At 56.1% G+C, this 20,779-nt stretch carries 15 protein-coding genes; 4 read left to right on the plus strand and 11 right to left on the minus strand.

The window, feature by feature from the left end; all coding sequences use genetic code 11:
- Positions 1-11: 11 nt before the first annotated feature.
- The 8 genes from DDZ13_RS10355 to mntA all read right to left on the minus strand — a co-directional run bounded on the left by DDZ13_RS10355 (position 12) and on the right by mntA (position 8,146).
- Complete coding sequence (locus tag DDZ13_RS10355; protein ID WP_110131385.1) at positions 12-1,301, minus strand: nucleotide sugar dehydrogenase; 1,290 nt, start codon at positions 1,299-1,301, stop codon at positions 12-14.
- A 105-nt stretch (positions 1,302-1,406) separates the two neighbouring features.
- Entirely contained in the window at positions 1,407-2,513 is a 1,107-nt protein-coding gene (locus DDZ13_RS10360) for a GDP-mannose 4,6-dehydratase (RefSeq protein ID WP_110131386.1), read from the minus strand.
- Positions 2,514-2,975: 462 nt separating this feature from the next.
- On the minus strand, positions 2,976-4,235 hold the full coding sequence (gene rfbB, locus DDZ13_RS10365) for a dTDP-glucose 4,6-dehydratase (RefSeq protein WP_110131387.1): 1,260 nt from the start codon (positions 4,233-4,235) through the stop codon (positions 2,976-2,978).
- Positions 4,236-4,437: 202 nt separating this feature from the next.
- A complete protein-coding gene (locus DDZ13_RS10370; protein ID WP_110131388.1) occupies positions 4,438-5,046 on the minus strand; it encodes a hypothetical protein in 609 nt (202 codons plus the stop codon).
- Positions 5,047-5,104: 58 nt separating this feature from the next.
- Positions 5,105-5,500, minus strand: coding sequence for a GxxExxY protein (locus DDZ13_RS10375; RefSeq protein WP_110131389.1), 396 nt, complete (start codon positions 5,498-5,500; stop codon positions 5,105-5,107).
- A 321-nt stretch (positions 5,501-5,821) separates the two neighbouring features.
- Positions 5,822-6,367 (minus strand): GbsR/MarR family transcriptional regulator, encoded by a 546-nt coding sequence (locus DDZ13_RS10380; protein WP_110131390.1) that lies wholly within the window; start codon positions 6,365-6,367, stop codon positions 5,822-5,824.
- Positions 6,368-7,344: 977 nt separating this feature from the next.
- The gene (gene hepT, locus DDZ13_RS10395) at positions 7,345-7,761 is read right to left on the minus strand and encodes a type VII toxin-antitoxin system HepT family RNase toxin (protein WP_199221101.1); all 417 of its coding nucleotides are present in this window, start codon (positions 7,759-7,761) and stop codon (positions 7,345-7,347) included.
- Positions 7,754-8,146 (minus strand): type VII toxin-antitoxin system MntA family adenylyltransferase antitoxin, encoded by a 393-nt coding sequence (gene mntA, locus DDZ13_RS10400; protein ID WP_110131393.1) that lies wholly within the window; start codon positions 8,144-8,146, stop codon positions 7,754-7,756. Before mntA ends, hepT begins: the two co-directional genes overlap by 8 nt.
- Before the next feature lie 961 nt (positions 8,147-9,107).
- On the opposite strand from mntA, the gene DDZ13_RS10410 reads away from it, so the two are divergent.
- On the plus strand, positions 9,108-10,586 hold the full coding sequence (locus DDZ13_RS10410; protein ID WP_110131395.1) for an O-antigen ligase family protein: 1,479 nt from the start codon (positions 9,108-9,110) through the stop codon (positions 10,584-10,586).
- Between the two features lie 1,074 nt (positions 10,587-11,660).
- Here DDZ13_RS10410 and DDZ13_RS10420 read toward each other — a convergent pair.
- The 3 genes from DDZ13_RS10420 to hisA all read right to left on the minus strand — a co-directional run bounded on the left by DDZ13_RS10420 (position 11,661) and on the right by hisA (position 15,259).
- A complete protein-coding gene (locus DDZ13_RS10420; RefSeq protein ID WP_110131397.1) occupies positions 11,661-13,166 on the minus strand; it encodes an MraY family glycosyltransferase in 1,506 nt (501 codons plus the stop codon).
- 124 nt (positions 13,167-13,290) lie between these two features.
- On the minus strand, positions 13,291-13,557 hold the full coding sequence (locus tag DDZ13_RS10425) for a hypothetical protein (RefSeq protein ID WP_110131398.1): 267 nt from the start codon (positions 13,555-13,557) through the stop codon (positions 13,291-13,293).
- 934 nt (positions 13,558-14,491) lie between these two features.
- Positions 14,492-15,259 (minus strand): phosphoribosylformimino-5-aminoimidazole carboxamide ribotide isomerase, encoded by a 768-nt coding sequence (gene hisA / locus DDZ13_RS10430; protein WP_110131399.1) that lies wholly within the window; start codon positions 15,257-15,259, stop codon positions 14,492-14,494.
- A gap of 202 nt (positions 15,260-15,461) precedes the next feature.
- On the opposite strand from hisA, the gene DDZ13_RS10435 reads away from it, so the two are divergent.
- The 3 genes from DDZ13_RS10435 (at position 15,462) to DDZ13_RS10445 (ending at position 20,774) form a co-directional block, all read left to right on the plus strand.
- Positions 15,462-16,229 (plus strand): FecR family protein, encoded by a 768-nt coding sequence (locus DDZ13_RS10435; protein ID WP_233246141.1) that lies wholly within the window; start codon positions 15,462-15,464, stop codon positions 16,227-16,229.
- 1,040 nt (positions 16,230-17,269) lie between these two features.
- Positions 17,270-17,740 carry a redoxin domain-containing protein gene (locus DDZ13_RS10440; protein WP_110131401.1) on the plus strand — a complete coding sequence of 157 codons (471 nt, stop codon included), beginning with the start codon at positions 17,270-17,272 and terminating at the stop codon, positions 17,738-17,740.
- A gap of 208 nt (positions 17,741-17,948) precedes the next feature.
- The gene (locus DDZ13_RS10445; RefSeq protein ID WP_110131402.1) at positions 17,949-20,774 is read left to right on the plus strand and encodes an aconitate hydratase; all 2,826 of its coding nucleotides are present in this window, start codon (positions 17,949-17,951) and stop codon (positions 20,772-20,774) included.
- Positions 20,775-20,779 lie beyond the last annotated feature (5 nt).

The raw sequence follows: 20,779 nt of genomic DNA on the forward strand, positions 1-20,779 counted from the left end.
ATTGAGCGGCGTTAGGCCTTGTAATACTTATCCGGCCGTTTTGTCACACAGCTACGGGTATCGACGAGCGGTGCTTTGAAGTCGGTAAAGTCGAAGTCCTTATACTCGTCGTGATGCGTCGCGACGAGGATGCAGTCGTAATCATCGGTAATCTCGACCGACTTGCGCCCAGCATATTGCGGATGCTCGCGAGTCACCTTGATCACCGGCACATAGGGATCATTATAGTCCACGGTGGCCCCCTTGGCCTCAAGTTTCTTCATGAGCACGTAACTGGGGGACTCGCGGTCGTCGTCGACATTTGGCTTGTAGGCCATACCCAGTATGAGAATGCGGGAACACTTGATCGACTTGGCATCGTCGTTGAGGGCATCGGCCACGCGACTGACCACGTAATCCGGCATGGCGGTGTTGATCTCGCCGGCTAGCTCGATGAAGCGGGTGTGTTGCTCGTATTCGCGGGCCTTCCAGGTGAGGTAGAAGGGGTCGATCGGGATGCAGTGCCCCCCGAGTCCGGGCCCCGGGTAGAACGGCATGAAACCGAAGGGCTTGGTAGCGGCGGCATCAATGACATCGCAGACATCAATATCCATCTTGTGGAAAACCACTTTCAATTCATTAACGAGGGCGATATTTACGGAACGGAAAATGTTTTCGGTCAACTTGGTGGCCTCGGCCACCCGACAGGAGCTAACCGGGTGGACCGAGTCCAGAGCCAGCGAATAAAGCTCCACACAACGCTTGAGGCACTTTTCGGTATAACCTCCCATCACCTTGGGGATGGTCTTGACCGAGTGATCCTTGCGACCCGGATCTTCCCGCTCCGGCGAGAAAGCCAGATGGAAGTCGACGCCCGCCCTGAGCCCCGATCCCGCTTCCAGGACTTGACGGAGTTCAGTATCCGTCGTTCCCGGGTAGGTCGTACTTTCGAGCACGATCAACTTTTTCTGGCTACTGTCCTCTGGCTTCTGACTTCCGATAAATGGCGCAATCGCTTCACCTGATTTGAGCACGTAGGAAATATCCGGCTCGCGGTATTGATTGAGCGGCGTGGGTACGCAGATGAGCACCGCTTCAACCTCGGCGACCCGGGAGAAGTTGGTGGAGGCCTCGAGCATCCCTGACTCGCGCGCCGCAGCGATCTGGGCCATTTCGATGTGCTTAATGTAGGAGCGTCCCGCGTTGATGGCGTCGACCTTCTCCGGGTCAACATCCAGACCGAGGACGGAGACGTCGGACTCCGCAAAGCGAAGCCCGAGGGGAAGGCCGACATAGCCGAGGCCGATGATTGCTATTTTCATAGGATGTTTGTGGGGCGTTAAGTGGTTAGGTAGTGCTTCGTGCTTGGTTCTTCGTTTCCCGCGGGTCTACTAAAGCGACAACGCATTTTCTTAAGCCATATATGCTTAGATAAATGCCTTACTTCCAGACCACCAGTCGTAGAACTCCGATACTCCATCTCTAAAGCGAGTACTGGGCGCATAGTCGAATAGCTGTCTGGCTTTAGTGACGTCCGCCCAGGTTTGAGGGACGTCACCGGGTTGCTCCGGCCTGCGATCGATGACGGCCTTTTTCCCGACGACGTCCTCGATGGTTTCGATGAGTTGGGAAAGCGTCACGGTCCGATCATTCCCCAGATTGACGATTTCATAGCCTGTTTTGTCGTAATGAAGGGCCCCGAGGATCCCATCGACAGCATCGGCAACAAAGGTGTAGTCACGCCGCGTGGAGCCGTCGCCAAAGACAGGGATGGGCTCTCCCGCATCGATCAAGCGTATGAATTTATTAATGGCGAGGTCCGGACGCTGGCGGGGGCCAAAAACCGTGAAAAAGCGAAGCCCGAGAAAACGAATACCGTAGAGGTGATTGTAGACGTGCCCGAGCAACTCGCAGCTAACCTTTGTGCTGGCGTACGGGCTGATCGGCTGGAGCACGTAGTCGTCTTCGCGCCAGGGCACGTTGGGATTAACCCCATAAACGGAGGAGGAGGAGGCAAAAACAAACTGCTTAATCCCCTCTTCTTTTGCGAATTCGAGCAGGTTCTGGGTGGCGATCACATTGGCGCGCTGGTAGCCGGCCGGATCCTGGATCGAGGGCCGGACGCCGGCTTTCGCAGCGAGGTGGATAATCGCGTCGAACGTTTCGTTTGAAGAAGCTGGAGGCCGGAGGCCGGAAGCCAGAGATTGCTGCGGCTTGTCTGGAGACTGCGCCCTACCTGCTTTCAGTCCCTCGGAACTGTCTTCTGTCTCCTGTCCTCCGGCATCTGGCTTCTGATCACCTAGTCCGTCGGCGATGAACTTGATCTTTGTGCAGGTTTCAGGCTCGGCAAGATCGGCCTCGACGAGTTCAAAATTCGGATTCTCCAGATGGGAGGCGATATTCTGATTCTTGAGCGCACGGCTGTAGAATGGATCGAAATTATCAACCCCAACAACCGTATGCCCGTCGGCAAGGAGGCGTTCCAAGGTATGCGAGCCGATAAATCCGGCACAGCCTGTCAGTAATATTTTCATGGAAAATCAGAGATTTTTGGTGAGTCGTTTAGTCGTTGAGTGGTGAGTGCTTTTCCGCCTTCGCTCTTCGAGACTTCCGCCTTCGGGACTACGGCGTGACAGGACGGCGTGACCTGTCCGCCTTTTCTCTTCACAGTAAGTCAGCGCCTAAGTTTTGGTTTTAAGGCTTATGCGTTAATTCTTCAGTGCATCGACCCCGCGATCAACCAACGAGGCTACCGTCAATGACACTTTGCAAAAATTAGCGTGTCATCAGCGGTCATTAGCGGTTCCGCGGAGCGGACTTTTTATAGACGTCCTACGAGCGACTGATTACCACTCATGAGGGAAGCGTGTTCTTTGATAAGCGGTTTCGCCTGTTTTCGTGATTTTCGTAGTCAAAAAGAAGAGATAAGCCGGGATGACGGGGTACGAGGCACGCGCTCTGAAGAAGCCTACAACAGAAGCGCGTCCGGTTACTGATTATCGATTATCGCCCAGGCGTTCCAACTTGTAGTCCCCGCTCAGAATATTCTCCCACCACTCCGAGTTCTGTAAATACCATTGGACGGTCTTCCGGAAGCCGGACTCGAAGTCCTCCTTCGGCTCCCAGCCGAGTTCGTCACGGATCTTGCGGGCGTCGATAGCGTAGCGCATGTCGTGGCCGGGTCTGTCAGTTACGAAAGTGATCAAATCCTGCAAGGATTTGGGAGTTGGGTGGTTGAGTCGTTGAGTCGTATGTGGTCCAGCAGAGTCACCACTGACCACTGAACGACTCAACTCGTCACCAACAATCTCACATATCTTCTTCACCAGGCTGAGATTGTTCTGCTCATTGTTCCCACCAATATTGTAGGTCTCCCCCACCCGGCCCTGGGTGAGGACAGTGTAGAGGGCTTCGGCGTGGTCTTCAACGTAGAGCCAGTCGCGGATGCTCTCGCCCTTCCCGTAAACGGGAATCGTTTCCCCTCGGAGGCATTTGAGGATGACCACCGGGATGAGTTTTTCCGGAAACTGGTAGGGGCCGTAGTTGTTGGAGCAATTGGTGACCAGGACCGGGAGGCCGTAAGTGTCACCCCAGGCGCGGGCGAGATGATCAGACGCGGCCTTGGACGCGGAATAGGGCGAATGCGGGTCGTAGGGGGTGGTTTCGGAAAAGCCGGGGGCGTCAGGTGCGAGGGAGCCGTAGACTTCGTCGGTGGAAACATGAAGGAATCTGAAAGATTCCTTGGTGGGAAGGTTTGAAGGTGGGAAGGTGGAAGGTTTGTCCCCTGCTTCACCTTCGCACTTTTCCACTTTTACACCTTCACACCCACCTGCTTCCGGCAAGCTGCGCCAATAGGCCAGCGCCGCCTGCAGCAGGTGATAGGTTCCCACGATATTGGTCTGGATAAACTCGCCGGGGCCGTCGATGGAGCGGTCCACGTGGCTCTCGGCCGCGAGGTGCATGACGGCGTCAGGTTGGTGGAGATCAAAAATTTGCTTCAGCGATTTTTGATCTCCGTGGGAAGGTGGGAAGGTGGGAAGGTGGGAAGGTCGTTCGGTCGGTGTCTCGATCGGCGCGGCGAGGTCGCAGTATTCAAAATGATAGTTCGGATGGTCCGCGAGATCGGCGAGAGACGCGGCGTTGCCGGCGTAGGTGAGTTTGTCGACATTGATGACCTGACAGTCCTTCTGCTCGATAAGCAAACGAACGAGATTGGAGCCGATGAAGCCGCAGCCGCCTGTGATTAAAATTTTCATGGAAAATTTTGGTGGGTGGTTGAGTTGTTGAGTTGTGGGTGGTTCGGAGTTTCAGGGTTTCGGAGTTTCCGTATTTCGGTAGCTGTCCTCTATCCTCTGGCTTCTGACCTCTGTCCTCTGGCTTCTGGCTTCTCTCCGATTCCGATTGCGATCCCGATACCGATACCGATTGCGGGACTTAAAACCTAAAACTTGGCCTCCGCTAATCGTCCGGGGTGATGTTCAGGATGACCTCGCCGGCCGGGCTGCCTTTGCGGTAGGTCTTGGCGGCGGATCTTCGTTTTTCTCTGCTTTTGGGACCGGGGGGCAGATCGGACTGGCGGATCCTTTCCGTGAGCTTAAGCGGGACCGTCAGCTGGCCGGCGGTGAGGGTTTCGCTGTCGAGGTCGAGGGCGCCCTCGGCGATAAAGTCGGGGGCGTCTTCGTCGAGATGATCCGCGACGGCCTCGCCAAAGCTGTCGACCAGTTCCCCGGCAGGCCCGAAGGGCACGCGGCGGGCGAGTTCGCTGCCGAGGTCCTCGATTCCGGCAGCGAGGAGGGTCCGCAGCATGGCGGCAAGTTCCGGCCGCCGGAGCGGGCGGGTGACCGCAACCCGGAGCCCGAAGGGCCCGTCGACCCGTTCCTTCAAAAGCGCCCGGTCGACAAAAGCGGCGCGCCCCAAGGAGCGCTTTCCCTTGGTCAGACGAACCGGCTTCAAGGCCGCGCGACTGGCGATCGCCCGCCGCGGCAAAACCAATTCCGCCAGGACCAGGCATTCGCCGGTTCCGTCGATCGGCTTTTCTAGGAAGATTTTTTCGAGCTCTAACAGCATTTCACAAATAATTTAAGACCAGCGGAGCTGGGGACCGCTCATTTTCGCTTATTAACGCTTATTTTTTGTGGATATACTCATTAAGAATATAGCGTTTCCATACGAGAGAGGGTGGCCCGAAATTAACCAAGTACCCGACGGGCTTTTTGGTGATACGCATATAGTTAAGTAATTGTTTCTCGTGTTCCTCGGTAATAGATTTCACAGACTTGAGTTCGACAACGATTTCGTCGTTAACGTGTAAATCTGGAATATATCTTTTGTTTAAAAGGTGTCCTTTATAATAAACTCTGAGTTCAGCCTTAGAATCAAAGGGGATTCCTTGAAATCCCAGTTCCAGCTCCAGGCTCTCCTGATAGATCTCTTCACTTAGTCCACCCCCCAGTTCCTTGTGCACCTCATACGCGGCACCGACTAACTGATAACCTTCTTCACTCAAATATTGATCACGCATGGGCTGATAGCTACTAAAGCAAACGCTGTATAGTAAAGACAATACAAAGCCTTGCTTCCTTTAATGATAATAAGCGCAAATGAGCGAAAATGAGCGGTCACCGACGCAGTCGGCTACCACATCTATTTAATATTTTTTTGGTCAACACCGCTCTGACCCAAACTAGAACTCGAACTAGGAACTAGAACTAATAACTAAGAACCGAATCCAAGCACGCTACCGCCATTGGTCGCACGGTTGTTTCCGAAACCAATCTTTGGTGATTTGTAAATGACTGATGCGTAATAGCTAATGGCAAGGCCAATGGCTATAGGACTCTGGTTAGACGATATTCGCGGGGGAATCTTCGCCTTTGGAAAGTAATGCCCGGCCCCCGCCAAGCACGGCGAGGACGATGGGCAAAAGTTTTTCGGCGCGGCGGCGCCAGGTGCGGAGGGTGTTGAGCCGCTGGCTGGCGTGTTGGCGGCGGGCGGCGTCGGGTTCGTCGGCGAGCTCGGTTTCGATGGCGTCGAGGCGCTCGACACTGGACTCGAGATGGGGGGTAAACTGGTCGGCGATGAAGCCGCGGACCAGCCGCTCCATGGACAGCTCGGGGACGTAATGGTCTTTGCGCGAACCGGGGGCATACTGCAGCTTGACCGCGCCCAACTGCCGCAGGGTCTTGAGCCCCCCGGACACCGACCCCCGGGAAATGCCAAGACGCGCCTCGATCTCGTCAAAGGTCAGGGGATCCGGGCTGCAATAAAGCAGACCGTAAATCTCGCCAATCGAACGCGGCAGGCCGATCAAGGTCGCGGCGCGGACGAAGCTATCAATCATCGCAACTTCCCAGGAAGCCAGCTGTTGCGGTTGGTTTGGCGCGGTCATTTCGGTGAAGGAAAGGCCTTATTTTCGTTTTGTTCAAGCTTTTTTGAACAGAATGATAAGTGTTCAGAGGCCGGAAGCCAGAGGCCGGAAGCCAGAAGACCGGAACAGTCAGCAATCAGGAATCAAAAAACAGGAATTCAACCCACATCACTCAACCTTTCTTTTAGCGCTCTCCGAGCGACCGCTAATGACCGCTAATGACACGCTTATGGAAAAACCTGTCCACTATAAGTGGTGATGAGCGGTGATCAGCGGTTCCGCGGAGCGGACAGAAAGCCAGAAGGTTTCATTCCCGGTTTCAAGTGTTCTGTGGTCGGCATCGGAGGAAATTACTTATCGGGAATCAGGAATTTAACCCACATCACTCAATCTTTCTTCTCAACGCTCTCCGAGCGACCGCTAATTACCGCTAATGACACGCTTATGGAAAAACCTGTCCACTATAAGTGGTGATGAGCGGTGATCAGCGGTTCCGCGGAGCGGACAAGAAGCCGGAAGCTTTTATTCCGGTTTCAAGTGTTCTGTGGTCGGCATCGGAGGAAATTACTTATCGGGAATCAGGAATTCAACCCACATCACTCAACCTTTCTTTCAAACGCTCTCCGAGCGACCGCTTATTACCGCTAATGGCACGCTTATGAAAAAACCCTCCCCTATAAGTGGTGATGCACGTCAAGCCGTAGCCTCGGCGAAGGTTGAAGCGGTTCCGCGGAGCGGACAGGAAGCCGGAAGCTTTCATTCCAGTTTTAACCCCTCAGCCTTCAGTGTTCCGTAATCGGGATCGGGATTCTTGACTTCCGACCTCCGGCATCTGGCCCTCTGTCTTCTGGCCTCTGTCCTCTGACTTCTGTCCGATCCCGATTTGGAATTCCGATTGTCAATACCCCCAACGCAGAACCAGGAACCAGGAACTTAACCCTTAAAACTTAACGCTGACAACCCGACCTCTGGAAATGAAAGCGACAGGAGTGTCGCTTCTACTCGGGCACCGCAATTTTCAATCCGAATGCGAGGCAAAGTGCTTCTAATTCTCTCCATTGCTCCGTGGCAACTTTATGCAAAAGATCGAGTTCCAAGTCTTGGTATTGGTGGATGAGGATATTGCGAAAACCGCACATACCTATCATGCGCTCAGATAGCTTGCGGTCGATCTCCCCAGAATCGGCCAGCAGGCGAAAGGCATCGGCCTGGCTTTGTGGCATGCCCAAATGTTTGGAAGCGACCACATGCATGGCAAGGTCGATGGCTGCCTGGCAGGCGCGCTCTACGTTTAAAGTCAGCGCGTCGATGTGCATTTGGTCCGCCAAAGCCGGATCCGCGCGATAGATCTCTAAAACGCGGCGCAGGGAGCGCTCGATGACCGCCCCCTTATTGAACATGACATCGTCAGGCACAGTAGGCCTCCTCGACGACTTTTCGATCCTGTTTCAAATCCAAATAAAGCGATTGCAAACGGCTCGCAAATGCCATGGCGGCCGACTCGTCCGTGGTGTAGATGAGTTGACCTGTCTGGAAGGCCTGCACGGCGTAAACCAGATTACGGGAACTGAGCCAGCCGAGGTCCGCCTTCCGTCCCAAAATATCCTCTAAGTCGCAAACCAACTCTCCAAACGCGGAGAGGTCCAATTCCGCACCAGGCTTGTTGTAGAGGGCAAAATCAACATCGCTGTCCTCCCGCAGGCGATCACTTACGGCGGAACCGAAGATCCAAACCGCGACAAGGCCGGACTCACGGGAAAACCGCTCAACGCATCTATCTAACAGGATCGGGTCCAACATGATCTACATTTTTGGAATCACGCTTGAAGAGGCAAGAGTGAAAGCCTGTGCAGAATGTCCCAGCTCCGTTTGAAAATGGTCGATGTTATGAATTTGGCCCGCTAAGTTTTGCCAAGGAACCGCTAAGGATCTTTCTCCTCTTCGCGCTCCTTCGCGGGCAGCCCCACCCCGCACGTACCTAAATAGGAAACTCAATAAGCGTCCATCAGCACCCATCAGCGGTCGCCAGCTAGGCTGGCCCCAAAGGAAATTGTTTTGCCTCTCATTATTATGCCTTCTCTTTTTCGGAATGAGAGGGATCGCGGTAGGCATCGGTCCCCGTTCTCACGAACAGGGCTACGTGGCTTCGCTGGTGAAAGCGGGGTGGCCGGTATCGAATGAATGCTCATTTCAGACTGCAACCGGCACAAAAATGTACCGGCTCCGGCCTCTGACCTCTGTCTTTTTCGGTATGAGGCCGCATCTCAATGGGCATCGACCCCGCTGTTACCAGCGAGGCTACGGGGCAAATTCAAGATTTGCAGTTTTCCAGTGGCCTGGTTTGCCGGTTGTCAGTGGTTGAGTGGGGCTGGTTTGGTTTGTGGTTGAGTGGGGCTAGTTTGGTGTGTGGTTGAGTGGTTGAGTCGTGAGTGGGGCTGGATTGGTGTGTCGTTCCGCCTTCGCCCTTCCGGGTCTACGGCGTGACTTGTGAGTGGGGCTGGTTTGGTGTGTGGGGCTGGTTTGGTGTGTGGTTGATTGGTTCTACGTTCCTCGTTAGGCCGAAACCGAATTACCGAACATCCCCATATCCAGCGAAGCGAATATCCCATATCCCTGATCCCCCATCCTTCCCCAACAATAAACGTCCATCAGCGCACATAAGCGGTCGCCAGCTAGGCTGGCCCCCAAAAAATCATTTTGCCAAATCATGAACTTATCGAACTCTGCCTGATATCGCTTTCCTTGAAGACCAACCGAAAACGTGAACCGTAAACCGAACATTCCCCGACGGGAAAAACTCGTCGCTCTTGTTGGGGCGCTGACGCTGGCCTACACCGCCTGGGGCTACGGTGGGGTCATTGCCTGGTCGCTTCATCTCATGCTGGCCGGCGGCTTGTTGACTTTGGCGCTCGCGCTTGTTCCGCTGCCCGGGGTCCGTGGGGCCGGGTCAGGATTCTCTCGAACCACGTTTCCCATATCCCGCTTCGCCAGCCTTTTCTTTGCCGCCGCCTTCCTACTTTACCTCGCGATTGCCGCGCTGAATCCGGCTTGGCAGATCGCATCCGATGCGCGGGGCTGGTGGCTGGAGTCGGTGCCCCCCGCGCTGGCAAGCTGGCTCCCAACCTCGGTGGCCGCCCCTTACGAGCCGATGAACGCCTGGCGCATCTTCAACATGCACCTTGCGGCTTTCAGTCTCGCGTTCGGGCTCGACTACGGTCTCGCGTCCCGGCGCAGTGCGCAGTTTGTGCTCTGGTTCTTCCTGTTCAACCTTTCCGGCATGGCCGCCGTGGCCATCGCCCAACAATACACCGGTTCCGATGCCGTACTCTGGACGCTGAAGTCCGAGAATCCGAACTTCTGGGGCAGCTTCTTCTATCGCAACCAGGGGGCCGCCTACCTCAACTGGGGCATCGTGCTGGCCGGGGTGCTTTACTTCCATCACGCCCGCCGCGCCCGCGAGGCCTTTCGCAGCGGGGGGCCGCACTTCATGAGCTTTTGCCTGATCGGTCTGATCGCCGTGTCGGTGGGCCTGGCGCTCTCCCGCGGGGGCATCCTCTTCGCCGGCATACTGGTCGGCCTGTTCCTCATCCTGGTATTGGCCGATTATCTGTACCATACCCTGGGCCAATTGTCCCGTCATACCGTGTGGCTCACCGCGACACTCACGCTCACCCTCACTCTTTTACTTTCTGTTGGGCTATATCAGGCCAACAGAGCTATCGACTGGCAGGCGATGGAGACCCGCTTTGGTGATATCGAGGCGACGATTGAGGAGGCCGACCGCGACGCCCGCGTGCTCAGCTCAAAGCTCACCTGGCGGATGGCCCAGGATCAACTCTGGACCGGATGGGGGGCCGGGAGTTTCCGCTACGCTTTCCCCATCTACCAACAGGAGGTGCCCGAGCTTTTTTATGCGCGCAAGCACCACAAGCGCGGCTGGGAGGGGCGCAGGTTCTACCGCTACGCCCACAACGATGTGCTTCAGTTCCTTACCGAGTACGGTGTCATCGGTTCAGGCCTGCTGTTGCTGGCCATCGTCAGCTTCCTCCTCCCCGCCTGGAAAGCCATGCTCCAGTACCCGCTGCTGACCCTCTTCTTTCTGGCCGGCTGTCTCGCCGCCGCAGGGCACGCCTTTCTCGATTTTATCTTCCACAGCCCGTCCTACTGGGTCGCCCTCGTCGCAGGTATCGCCCTGGTCAGCCGTTTGCTGCAACTGGAAGCGAGGCGCTCTTGGGGGTAGTTGGGTTGGTTCCAGGTTCCGCGTTCCTCGTTCTTGGTTTCTGGTACCTCGTTCCTGGTTGCTCGTTTGGGCCTGCGCGGAGCCGGTACACTCCTGTGCCGGGCGGATGACGAATGACCGATTGTTAATTTCTAATTTTAAACAAATCGTAATTCCAATCGGCATCGGAAATCAGCAATCGAAAATCGGAAATCCTATATCCCATATCCCATATCCCATATCCAGCGAAGCGAATATCCCACCGCATAAAAGGCTTCGCCCACGCGGTTCAATCCTGCATCCGATATCCTGATCCCTCATCTTTCCCCAAGAGTAAGCGATCATCAGCGCACATCAGCGGTCGCCAGCTCGGCTGGCCCCAAAGGAAATTGTTTTGCCTCTCATTATTATGCCTTCTCTTTTTGGGAATGAGAGGGATCGCGGTAGGCATCGGTCCCCGTTCTCACGAACAGGGCTACGTGGCTTCGCTGGTGAAAGCGGGGTGGCCGGTATCGAATAAATGCTCATTTCAGACTGCAACCGGCACAAAAATGTACCGGCTCCGGCCTCTGACCTCTCTCTTTTTCGGGATGAGGCCGCATCTCAATGGGCATCGACCCCGCTGTTACCAGCGAGGCTACGGGGCAAATTCAAGATTTGCAGTTTTCCAGTGACCTGGTTTGCCGGTTGTCAGTGGTTGAGTGGGGCTGGTTTGGTTTGTGGTTGAGTAGTTCCACGTTCCTCGTTAGGCCGAAACCGAATTACCGAACATCCCCATATCCAGCGAAGCGAATATCCCATATCCCCCATCCTTCCCCAACAATAAGCGGCCATCAGCGCACATAAGCGGTCGCCAGCTAAGCTGGCCCAAAAGGAAATTGTTTTGCCTCTCATTATTATGCCTTCTCTTTTTGGGAATGAGAGGGATCGCGGTAGGCATCGGTCCCCGTTCTCACGAACGACCGTGTCCGGCGAAGCTATCGGAGCGAAGACGGAGGCCACGGGTAGCTTGTTTTGGCCGAGAGATAGCCAAGAACGAAGAACGCGGCACAAAGAACCAATAAACTCTTGGCTCCCTGCCAGAGCTCTTCGCGCTTAGTATGTCGGCCGGTAGAGACTTCTCGACTTCTGGGCGCGGTAGCTTTCCGGCTCTTTGGCCTCGGCGTCGAAGGTCAGCTCGACCTCGTTGGTCAGGCGCCATTGGGTGGCGGCGCGATTCCAGGCTTCGGCGGCGATATCGGAGATGATGTAGAATTGCCTCTCGGAGAAATAGGCCTTCTCGGCGTAGAGAGTTAATTCGACGTCGGCGGCGATTTCGTGACTCTCCTCCCACAACTTGTCCGGCTCGTCGTGCGGGGTCTTGGGCAGGTAGAAGGAACGCTCGGCGGTATCGATCCGGAGCTCGGCCCGGCAGAACCCGATCTTTTTCAGGACGAAACGAAAATCGGACCAGAGGTGCTCCCCACTGTCGGCCCGCTTGGCCTCCAGAGCCAGCCAATCGCGGAGTTGGATGGCGTTCTTGGTGTCCTGACGGGCATCGACGGACTCGCTCAACATCCGGCTGAAATTTTGCGGCGACATCTTCTGCCCGCGAATGGCGAAAAGAAAGAGGACGAAGAGAAAACCGAGGAAAATCGGCAGGTAGCGCCCCTGGGCGGTGAAGGCCAGCAAACCAGCCACCAGGGCCAGCAGGGAGACGGCATAGAGCACCAGCACCGTGTGCTGGCGGGAGAGGCCACTGGCCACCAGGCGGTGGTGGATATGCCCGCGATCGGGACGGAAGAGCGGCAAGCCCTTGATCCCGCGGCGTAGGATGGCGAAAGCCACGTCGCAGATAGGCAGGGCCAGAGCCAGGACCGGAGCGATCAGGGCGGCCAGGACGGTCCCCTTCTCCGAGTTGATCAGCGAAATCGAGGCGATGACATAGCCGATCAAATAGGCACCGGAATCGCCCATATAGACTTTGGCCGGGGGAAAGTTGTGAAAGAGGAAGCCGAGGATGGCGCCGCACATGCCCAGGGAAAGAATCAGGGAAAAGGCCACCCCACCCTGATAGGCCAGGTAGGCCAGCAGGCTCATGAGCATGAGACCGACCCCGCCCGCTAGGCCGTCCAGGCCATCGATGAGGTTGATCAGATTCATCAAGGCCACGACCCAGCCAACCGTGATGAAGATACTAAAAATGCCCAAACTAATATTCATACTAGTAAAGGGCACTGCAAAAGTCTTGACCTCCAACCCGGCGTGGTGGGCGAACAACGCGATGATGATCTGCGCCAGCAGCTTCACCCGGGCCCCGAGAGGGCGCATGTCGTCGATAAAGCCCAACAAGAATGCCGCCACAGCTCCGGCAAAGACGCTGTAGTGGATGAGCGACTGATTGTCCCGCTCATCCAGAAAAAAGAAACAGAGCAGGTAGGTCGCGGCGAAACCGACGACAATCCCCAGACCGCCCACCCGGGGAATCACGCCGCTGTGGGTATGATGGTGCTGGATTTCCTCACTACGGGAGACGCCCAATTCAATCTGCAAGGCAAGATGAATCACCAACCACGAGGCAAAACAACCGAGCAGGAGAAAGAATAGCGCCGTGAAAAACATATCTACTTGGCAATCAAATTAGCACGGCCGATTGTATCTGACGAACTTAAAGATGGCGCAGACTCAGGCTGAAAAGGTCTTCCTTTAAAATGCGAAAGAAACCCCGTGAGCCATCAATAAGCCATTATTCAAGCATACCTGCAATGAGAAGAAACCACGTGGCCGCCCCACTGATTAACAATCCAAGGATGCCAATAATGAGCAGGGCGCGTTCAAAATTCGGAAAAGGAATGGCATTACTGACCCCGAAAAGGCGATTGCACAGGCTGTTGCGGAAAGACCGCTTTTTCTCCTCGGGCATGCTCAGCAGAATAATACCCACGACCCCGGGGAACACGCAGATCGTGATTTTAATAATCAGGATGACAAAAGCTGGATTCAATAATTCCATGGCAAGCAAAACGAGACTCAATGCGGATCGAGCCAGTGTCTGCCAATCTTAAAATGAAGGCAACTGCGGGGTGGTTGCCTTGTTGAGTCGTTGAGTGGGGCTGCTGGTTTGTCGTTGAGTGGTTGAGTTGTGGGTGGGGCTCAATTAGTGAGTCGTTGAGTGGTTGAGTGGTGAGTGGGGCTCAATTAGTGAGTCGTTGAGTGGTTGGTGGGGCTCAATTAGTGAGTTGTTGAGTGGTTAGTGGGGCGAGTTGGTGGGTCGTTGCTTGTTCTGCGCCTTGCATCGACCCCGCTGTTACCAGCGAGGCTACGGGGCTTCCGTCTTCGCTCTTCAAACTACGCCGGACAGGCAAGCACTCAACGACCCACTAAAAGACACCACCCACCACTCAACCACTCAACCACTCAACGACCCACTAACTAGCCACTAACTAGCCACCACTCAACGACTCAACGACCTACCAACTCGCACTCACCTGTAGCAATGGCACGATACATGTCACGCCGTAGCCTCGTTGAGCGTAGACGGAGTGCCGTCGATTATCGCTCGCATAGTTCTATCGACCTTGCTCTCGCAACTTCGCTTCAGGGACAAACCTTCTTGAAACTGGTACAAGCCCAATTCCATAAGCGATTATGAGCGGCCATCAGCGGTCGCCAGCTAAGCTGGCCCAAGGAATTATTTGGCTGTTTTCATTTTTCGGAATGAGAGGGATCTCGATACGCATCGACCCCGCTGTTACCAGCGAGGCTACGGGGCTTCCGTCTTCGCTTTGCAAGCTACGCCGGACAAGCAAGCACTCAACGACCCACTAAAAGACACCACCCACCACTCAACCACTCACTAACTAGCCACCACTCAACGACACCACCCACCACTCAACCACTCAACCACCCACTAACTAGTCACTAACTAGCCACCACTCAACGACCCACTACCCCCCCCTATTCCAGGCGAGGCAGTCACGGTAGGCCACTTGCGTGCCGCCGAAGATATCGAGGGCGCTGCCGATGGTGAGGTCCACCCGGCCCCGGCTCAATGTCTGCACCTGCTCGAGGTCATCGAGAGAGCGGGCGCCGCCGGCGTAGGTGCAGGGCACTGGACTGTGCTCCCCCAGAAATGCCACCAGATCCGGGTCGATGCCTTCGCATTTGCCTTCGACGTCGGCGGCGTGAATGAGAAATTCGGCGCAGACCTGCGACAATTGCCGGAGCGTTTCCGGATTCAGCCAGAGATCGGTTTCTTTTTGCCAACGGTCCATGGCCACGACCCAGCCGCCGTTTTTCGCGCGGCAACTCAGATCGATCACCAGTTGTCCGGCACCGACTTCGGCCACCAACCGATTCAGGCGGTCCAAAGAAAAATACCCGTCCTTGTCGAAGAGCCAGGATGTAACAATTACGTGACTCGCCCCCAGCTGGAGCCATTGTGTGGCGTTCTCGGGGGTAATCCCACCCCCGATCTGCAAGCCCCCGGGATAGGCGGCAAGGGCCTGGGCCGCGGCTTCCCCGTTCCCGGGTCCCAACTGTATAACGTGGCCGCCCGTGAGTCCGTCCTTTCGGTATAAGTCCGCAAAGAAAGCGGCCGGCTGGTCACTTTCAAAGTTGGTTTGCGGGGCCGAGCCGTCATCCTTGAGTGACGATCCGACGATTTGCTTCACCGCTCCCCGGTGCAGATCAATACATGGCCTAAAACGTGTCATTTATAAGAAAGTGTAAAAAAGCGATAAGGGTCTATACGCCCACCGGCATGCCATGATCAAGCATTTGAAAAAGCTTGAAACGTGGTTTTCTTACCTTAGGTTAAATCATCCAGCCATTTTTCACACCAAGCCATTTTTTTATATGAGAGCCCTTAAAGTTTCATTTCTAAGCCTTGCAGTTTGCCTGATCACTTCGATTTCAGTGCACGCTGCCCAACTCGCCAGCGCCAAGGTGGTCAAGGTCACCGGTGTCGTGAACAAAATCGACAGCGACGGCAGCAAAACACAGCTCGTCGCCGGAGACATCCTGGAAGAAGGTGACAAGGTTAGCGCCCGCGCACTCAGTGAAGCCGATCTGGTTTTCTCCAACGGTTCCGAACTCACGGTGGGCCAAAGCACGGAGATGGAAATTGCCACGCTGAAGCAGCAGTCCTTCTCCGGCAGCCAAAGCTACGAGCAACTGCAGGCCGACCCGAGCCAATCACAGACCCTGCTCCTCCTCAACTACGGTTCGGTCAGCGGGCACGTGAAAAAGCTGCGTCCGGACTCCCGATTCGATATCAAAACCCCGCTGGGTACAGCGGCCATCCGCGGCACGCAGTTCAACGTCCAGGTGACTGTGGACAGCGCCGGCAACATCATCTTTTCCTGCACCAACATTGATGGTGTGATTGACATCATCTCCCGTGCCGGCGGCACCGAAGAGTGGGTCAACAACACCAAGCAAAGCAAGTACGACGCGACGCTGCCGGAAGATGTCACCGAACAAATTCCTCAGGAGCACACGATCGTTATCAGCCTGGGACCTGGTGACCGCGGTTACGAAGAAATTTACAACCTGCTTCAGGTTCCGACCCGTAAGCCCAACGTGGTGACACCAGGCACCATCTTCGGTGAAGAAGATGAACTCGGTATTATCGTGGTGAGCCCGGAAGGCCCCACCAATACGCCTCAGAGTACGCCTCAGTAAGAGGAACTCAGCGCTTTTCTACAAAACCCCGGGCAACCGGGGTTTTTCTTTGTTACTGGGTTCCTCGTTCCTGGTTGCTCGTTTGGGCCTGCGCGGAGCCGGTACACTCCTGTGCCGGGCGGATGACGAATGACCGATTGTTAATTTCTAATTTTAAACAAATCGTAATTCCAATCGGTATCGGAAATCAGCAATCGAAAATCGGAAATCCTATATCCCATATCCTATATCCCATATCCGATACCCCATCTTTCCCCAAGAGTAAGCGTCCATCAGCACCCATCAGCGGTCGCCAGCTAGGCTGGCCCCAAAGGAAATTGTTTTGCCTCTCATTATTATGCCTTCTCTTTTTCGGAATGAGAGGGATCGCGGTAGGCATCGGTCCCCGTTCTCACGAACAGGGCTACGTGGCTTCGCTGGTGAAAGCGGGGTGACCGGTATCGAATGAATGCTCATTTCAGACTGCAACCGGCACAAATTAGTGTGTGGTTGAGTGGTTGAGTGGGGCTGGATTGGTGTGTGGGGCTGGTTTGGTGCGTCGTTGAGTGGTTGCTTGTCCGGCGTAGCTTGCAAAGCGAAGACGGAAGTGGTGAGTGGAGCTGCTGGTTGAGTCGTTGAGTGGTTGAGTGGTGAGTTGTGCTGGATTGGTGTGTGGTTGAGTGGTTGCTTGTCCGGCGTAGCTTGCAAAGCGAAGACGGAAGTGGTGAGTGGAGCTGCTGGTTGAGTCGTTGAGTGGTTGAGTGGTGAGTTGTGCTGGTTTGGTGTGTGGTTGAGTTGTGGTTGGGGCATTGGGTTGGTTCCTCGTTGGGCCGAAACACCGCCTGTCACGCCGTAGATCAAAGAGCGAAGGATGAAAGCACCGACCTGTCACGCCGTCCTGTCCGGCGTAGCTTGAAAGTGAAGAACGCGGAACGAAGCACCAATAAACTCCAACCTCCACCGAGATTCCGACGGGAATTGCATTCTGACCCTTTACAAGAGGCGGTAGGGTACCTTTAATCCACAGTTCTCATTCATTTAAAACGACACAGCAAACTATTATGGCACTCGCAAAAGGCACCAAAGCACCCGCATTTACCTTGAAAACCAAAACCGCCGACGGGCTGGAAGATGTCTCGCTGGAAGATAATCTGGGCAAGCAAAAGACCGTCCTGCTTTTCTTCCCGCTGGCCTTCACCTCCGTCTGCATGGACGAAATGTGCTCCGTCAACCAGAGCTTGGACGACTACAGCAGCCTGAACGCCAAGGTTTACGGCATCTCGGTCGACAGCCCCTTCACCCAGGAGAAGATGGCGGAAGTCGACAAGCTCCAGTTTCCCCTCTTGAGCGACTTCAACAAGGAAGTGGCCAAGGCCTATGACGTGCTCTTCGAAGACCTTCTCGGCTTCAAGGGTGTGGCCAAGCGCTCCGCCTTCGTCATCGACGAAGACGGCACCATCATTTACTCTGAATCCTCCGACGACCCGAAACAACTGCCCGACTTTGAGGCGATTAAAGCTGCTTTGGCGTAACCAAAGCAGCTTTAGTGGGTGGTTGAGTGGAGGTTGGTTTGTCGTTGAGTCGTTGAGTGGTGAGTTGTACCCCACGCAGGGAAGTCTTCGCGGGGAAGCAACCTAAAAGCACCACCTACGACTCAACAACCCACAAAACCGCCCGACTCACGACCCAACAACCCTTTAAACAGCGCCACCTACAACTCAACCACCCACCAACCTTCCCATGAACGATCCATTCAACGTCCTTAAAGAACTCAACGGCAAACAATACTACAGCCTTCCGGCGCTGGAGAGCGAAGCCGGCCTGAGCGGGATCTCCCGCCTCCCGGTCAGCATTCGTATCGTGCTGGAGTCGGTGCTGCGCAACTGCGACGGCAAGCGTATCGTGAAAGAGGATGTGGAAGCGCTGGCCAAGTGGAGCGCGACGGAGCCGAGCAACAAGGAGATTCCATTCGTGGTTTCGCGCGTGGTGCTGCAGGACTTCACCGGGGTGCCGCTATTGGTGGACCTCGCCGCCATGCGCGATGCGGTCAAAGCGATCGGATCCGACCCGGCCAAGATCGAGCCGCTGGTGCCGGTGGACCTGGTGGTCGACCACTCGGTACAGGTGGACCGCTCCGGTTCAGCCAACGCCTTCCTGGAGAATTTGAAGATCGAGTTCTCGCGCAACAAGGAGCGTTACCAGTTCCTCAAGTGGGGGCAGCAGGCCTTCGATACTTTCAGCGTGGTGCCGCCGGCCATCGGGATCGTCCACCAGGTCAATCTGGAATATCTCGCCCGCGTGGTCTTCGACAACGACGGCCTGCTCTACCCGGACACGCTTGTGGGCACGGACTCCCACACCACCATGATCAACGGTCTCGGCATTGTAGGCTGGGGCGTGGGCGGTATCGAAGCGGAATCCGGCATGCTGGGTCAGCCGGTCTACTTCAAGACACCGGAAGTGATCGGCGTCCACCTGCACGGCGACCTGCCGGAAGGCGCCACCGCAACCGACCTCACGCTGCAAATCACCCAGATGCTCCGCGCCGAAGGCGTGGTGGGCAAGTTTGTCGAATTTTACGGCGAAGGCGCGGCCAAGCTCAGCCTGGCCGACCGCGCCACCGTGGCCAACATGGCTCCGGAATACGGAGCCACCATGGGCTTCTTCCCGGTCGACGAAAAGTCGCTCGACTACCTGCGCCTGACCGGCCGCAGCGAAGAAGACATCGCCCGGGTCAAGGATTACTACACCGCCCAAAACATGTTCGGTATTCCCAAGAAGGGCGAAGTCGACTACAGCGTGGACCTCGATCTCGACATCAGCACGGTGGTGCCCTGCGTCTCCGGGCCGAAGCGTCCGCAGGACCGCATTGAAGTGCCCAGCCTGAAGGAACGATTCAACCAGCTCATGGACATGCCGGTGGCCGAAGGCGGCTTCGGCATCGCCAAGGACGAGCAGTCCAAAAAAGTGCGCGTGAAAGCTCCGGTAGCTGCCGGGGGACGCGACGAACCGACCGGCGGCGTGGCCGATCTGGCCGGTGAAGAAGGTGCGGCCATGGACGAGGCCGAAATGGTGGCCAACCGCCCGGCCACGCCGGCCGACGAGGCCCCCAAGACGGTGGACGGCGAAGAACTGCCGGAAATCAGCCACGGTCAGGTGCTGATCGCGGCCATCACTTCCTGCACCAACACGTCCAACCCCTCCGTGATGATCGCGGCCGGTCTGGTGGCCCGCAAGGCACTCGAAAAGGGCCTGAACGTAAACCCGCTGGTCAAGACCTCGCTCGGGCCCGGCTCCCGCGTGGTAACGGACTATCTTGAAGAAACCGACCTGCAAAAGGATCTCGACGCACTCGGCTTCCAACTGGTGGGCTACGGCTGCACCACCTGCATCGGCAACTCCGGTCCGCTCGATCCCGCAATCGAAGATGCACTCAAAGAAGGCGAGCTTGTCGGCGCGTCCGTGCTCTCCGGCAACCGAAATTTCGAAGCCCGCGTCCACGGGGCGATCAAGTCCAACTTCCTGATGTCCCCGCCGCTGGTGGTGGCCTACGCACTCGCCGGCACGGTCAACATCGACTTGACCAAGGACCCGATCGGCACCGGCAAGGACGGCGAGGCCGTTTACCTGAAGGACATCTGGCCGAGCAACGAGGAGATCGAAAGTCTGGTGCTCTCCGGGCTGAAACCCGAAATGTTCCGTGCCAAGTACGGCGACCTCACCTCGGCGAATCCGGAGTGGAACGCGGTAGAGACCTCGACCGGCAACATCTACCAGTGGGACGAACAATCCACCTACATTCAAAACCCGCCCTTCTTTGAAGGGTTCGGCATGGAGGCCGGTACGATCACCGACCTCAAGGACCTGCGTCCGCTCGCAATCGTGGGCGACTCCATCACCACCGACCACATTTCTCCCGCCGGTGCCATCAAGGAAGACGGCCCCGCCGGCCGCTACCTCAAGGAAAACGGTGTTGAGAAGAAAGACTTCAACAGCTTCGGCTCACGCCGTGGCAACGACCGCATCATGACCCGCGGCACCTTTGCCAATGTCCGCTTCAAGAACAAGATGGCGGACGGCAAGGAGGGCGGCTACACCAAGCTGATGCCGGAAGGTAAGCCCTCCGACATCTACGACGCCTGCCAGGAATACAAGCAACGCGGCGAAGGCCTCATCGTGATTGCCGGGGAAGATTACGGCATGGGCTCCTCCCGCGACTGGGCGGCCAAGGGCACCGCGCTGCTCGGTGTGCGCGCGGTCGTGGCCAAGAGCTTTGAACGGATCCACCGCTCCAATCTGATCGGGATGGGTGTGCTGCCGCTGCAATTCCCGGATGGTGTGAGCGACGAAAGCCTCGGCCTCGACGGCAGCGAGACCTTCTCCATCACCGGACTCTCCGACCAGATCCAGCCGGGGCAAAGCATCCCCATGGAGATCAAAAAGGCCGACGGTGCCACACAAACTGTTGACCTCACTTTGAGAATAGATACTGGTATCGAAGTTGATTATTACCGACATGGTGGCATCCTACAATACGTCCTACGTGATATCCTCTCCGCTTCCTGAATCGA

The sequence above is a fragment of the Coraliomargarita sinensis genome, assembly GCF_003185655.1.
Lineage (GTDB): Bacteria > Verrucomicrobiota > Verrucomicrobiia > Opitutales > Coraliomargaritaceae > Coraliomargarita_B > Coraliomargarita_B sinensis.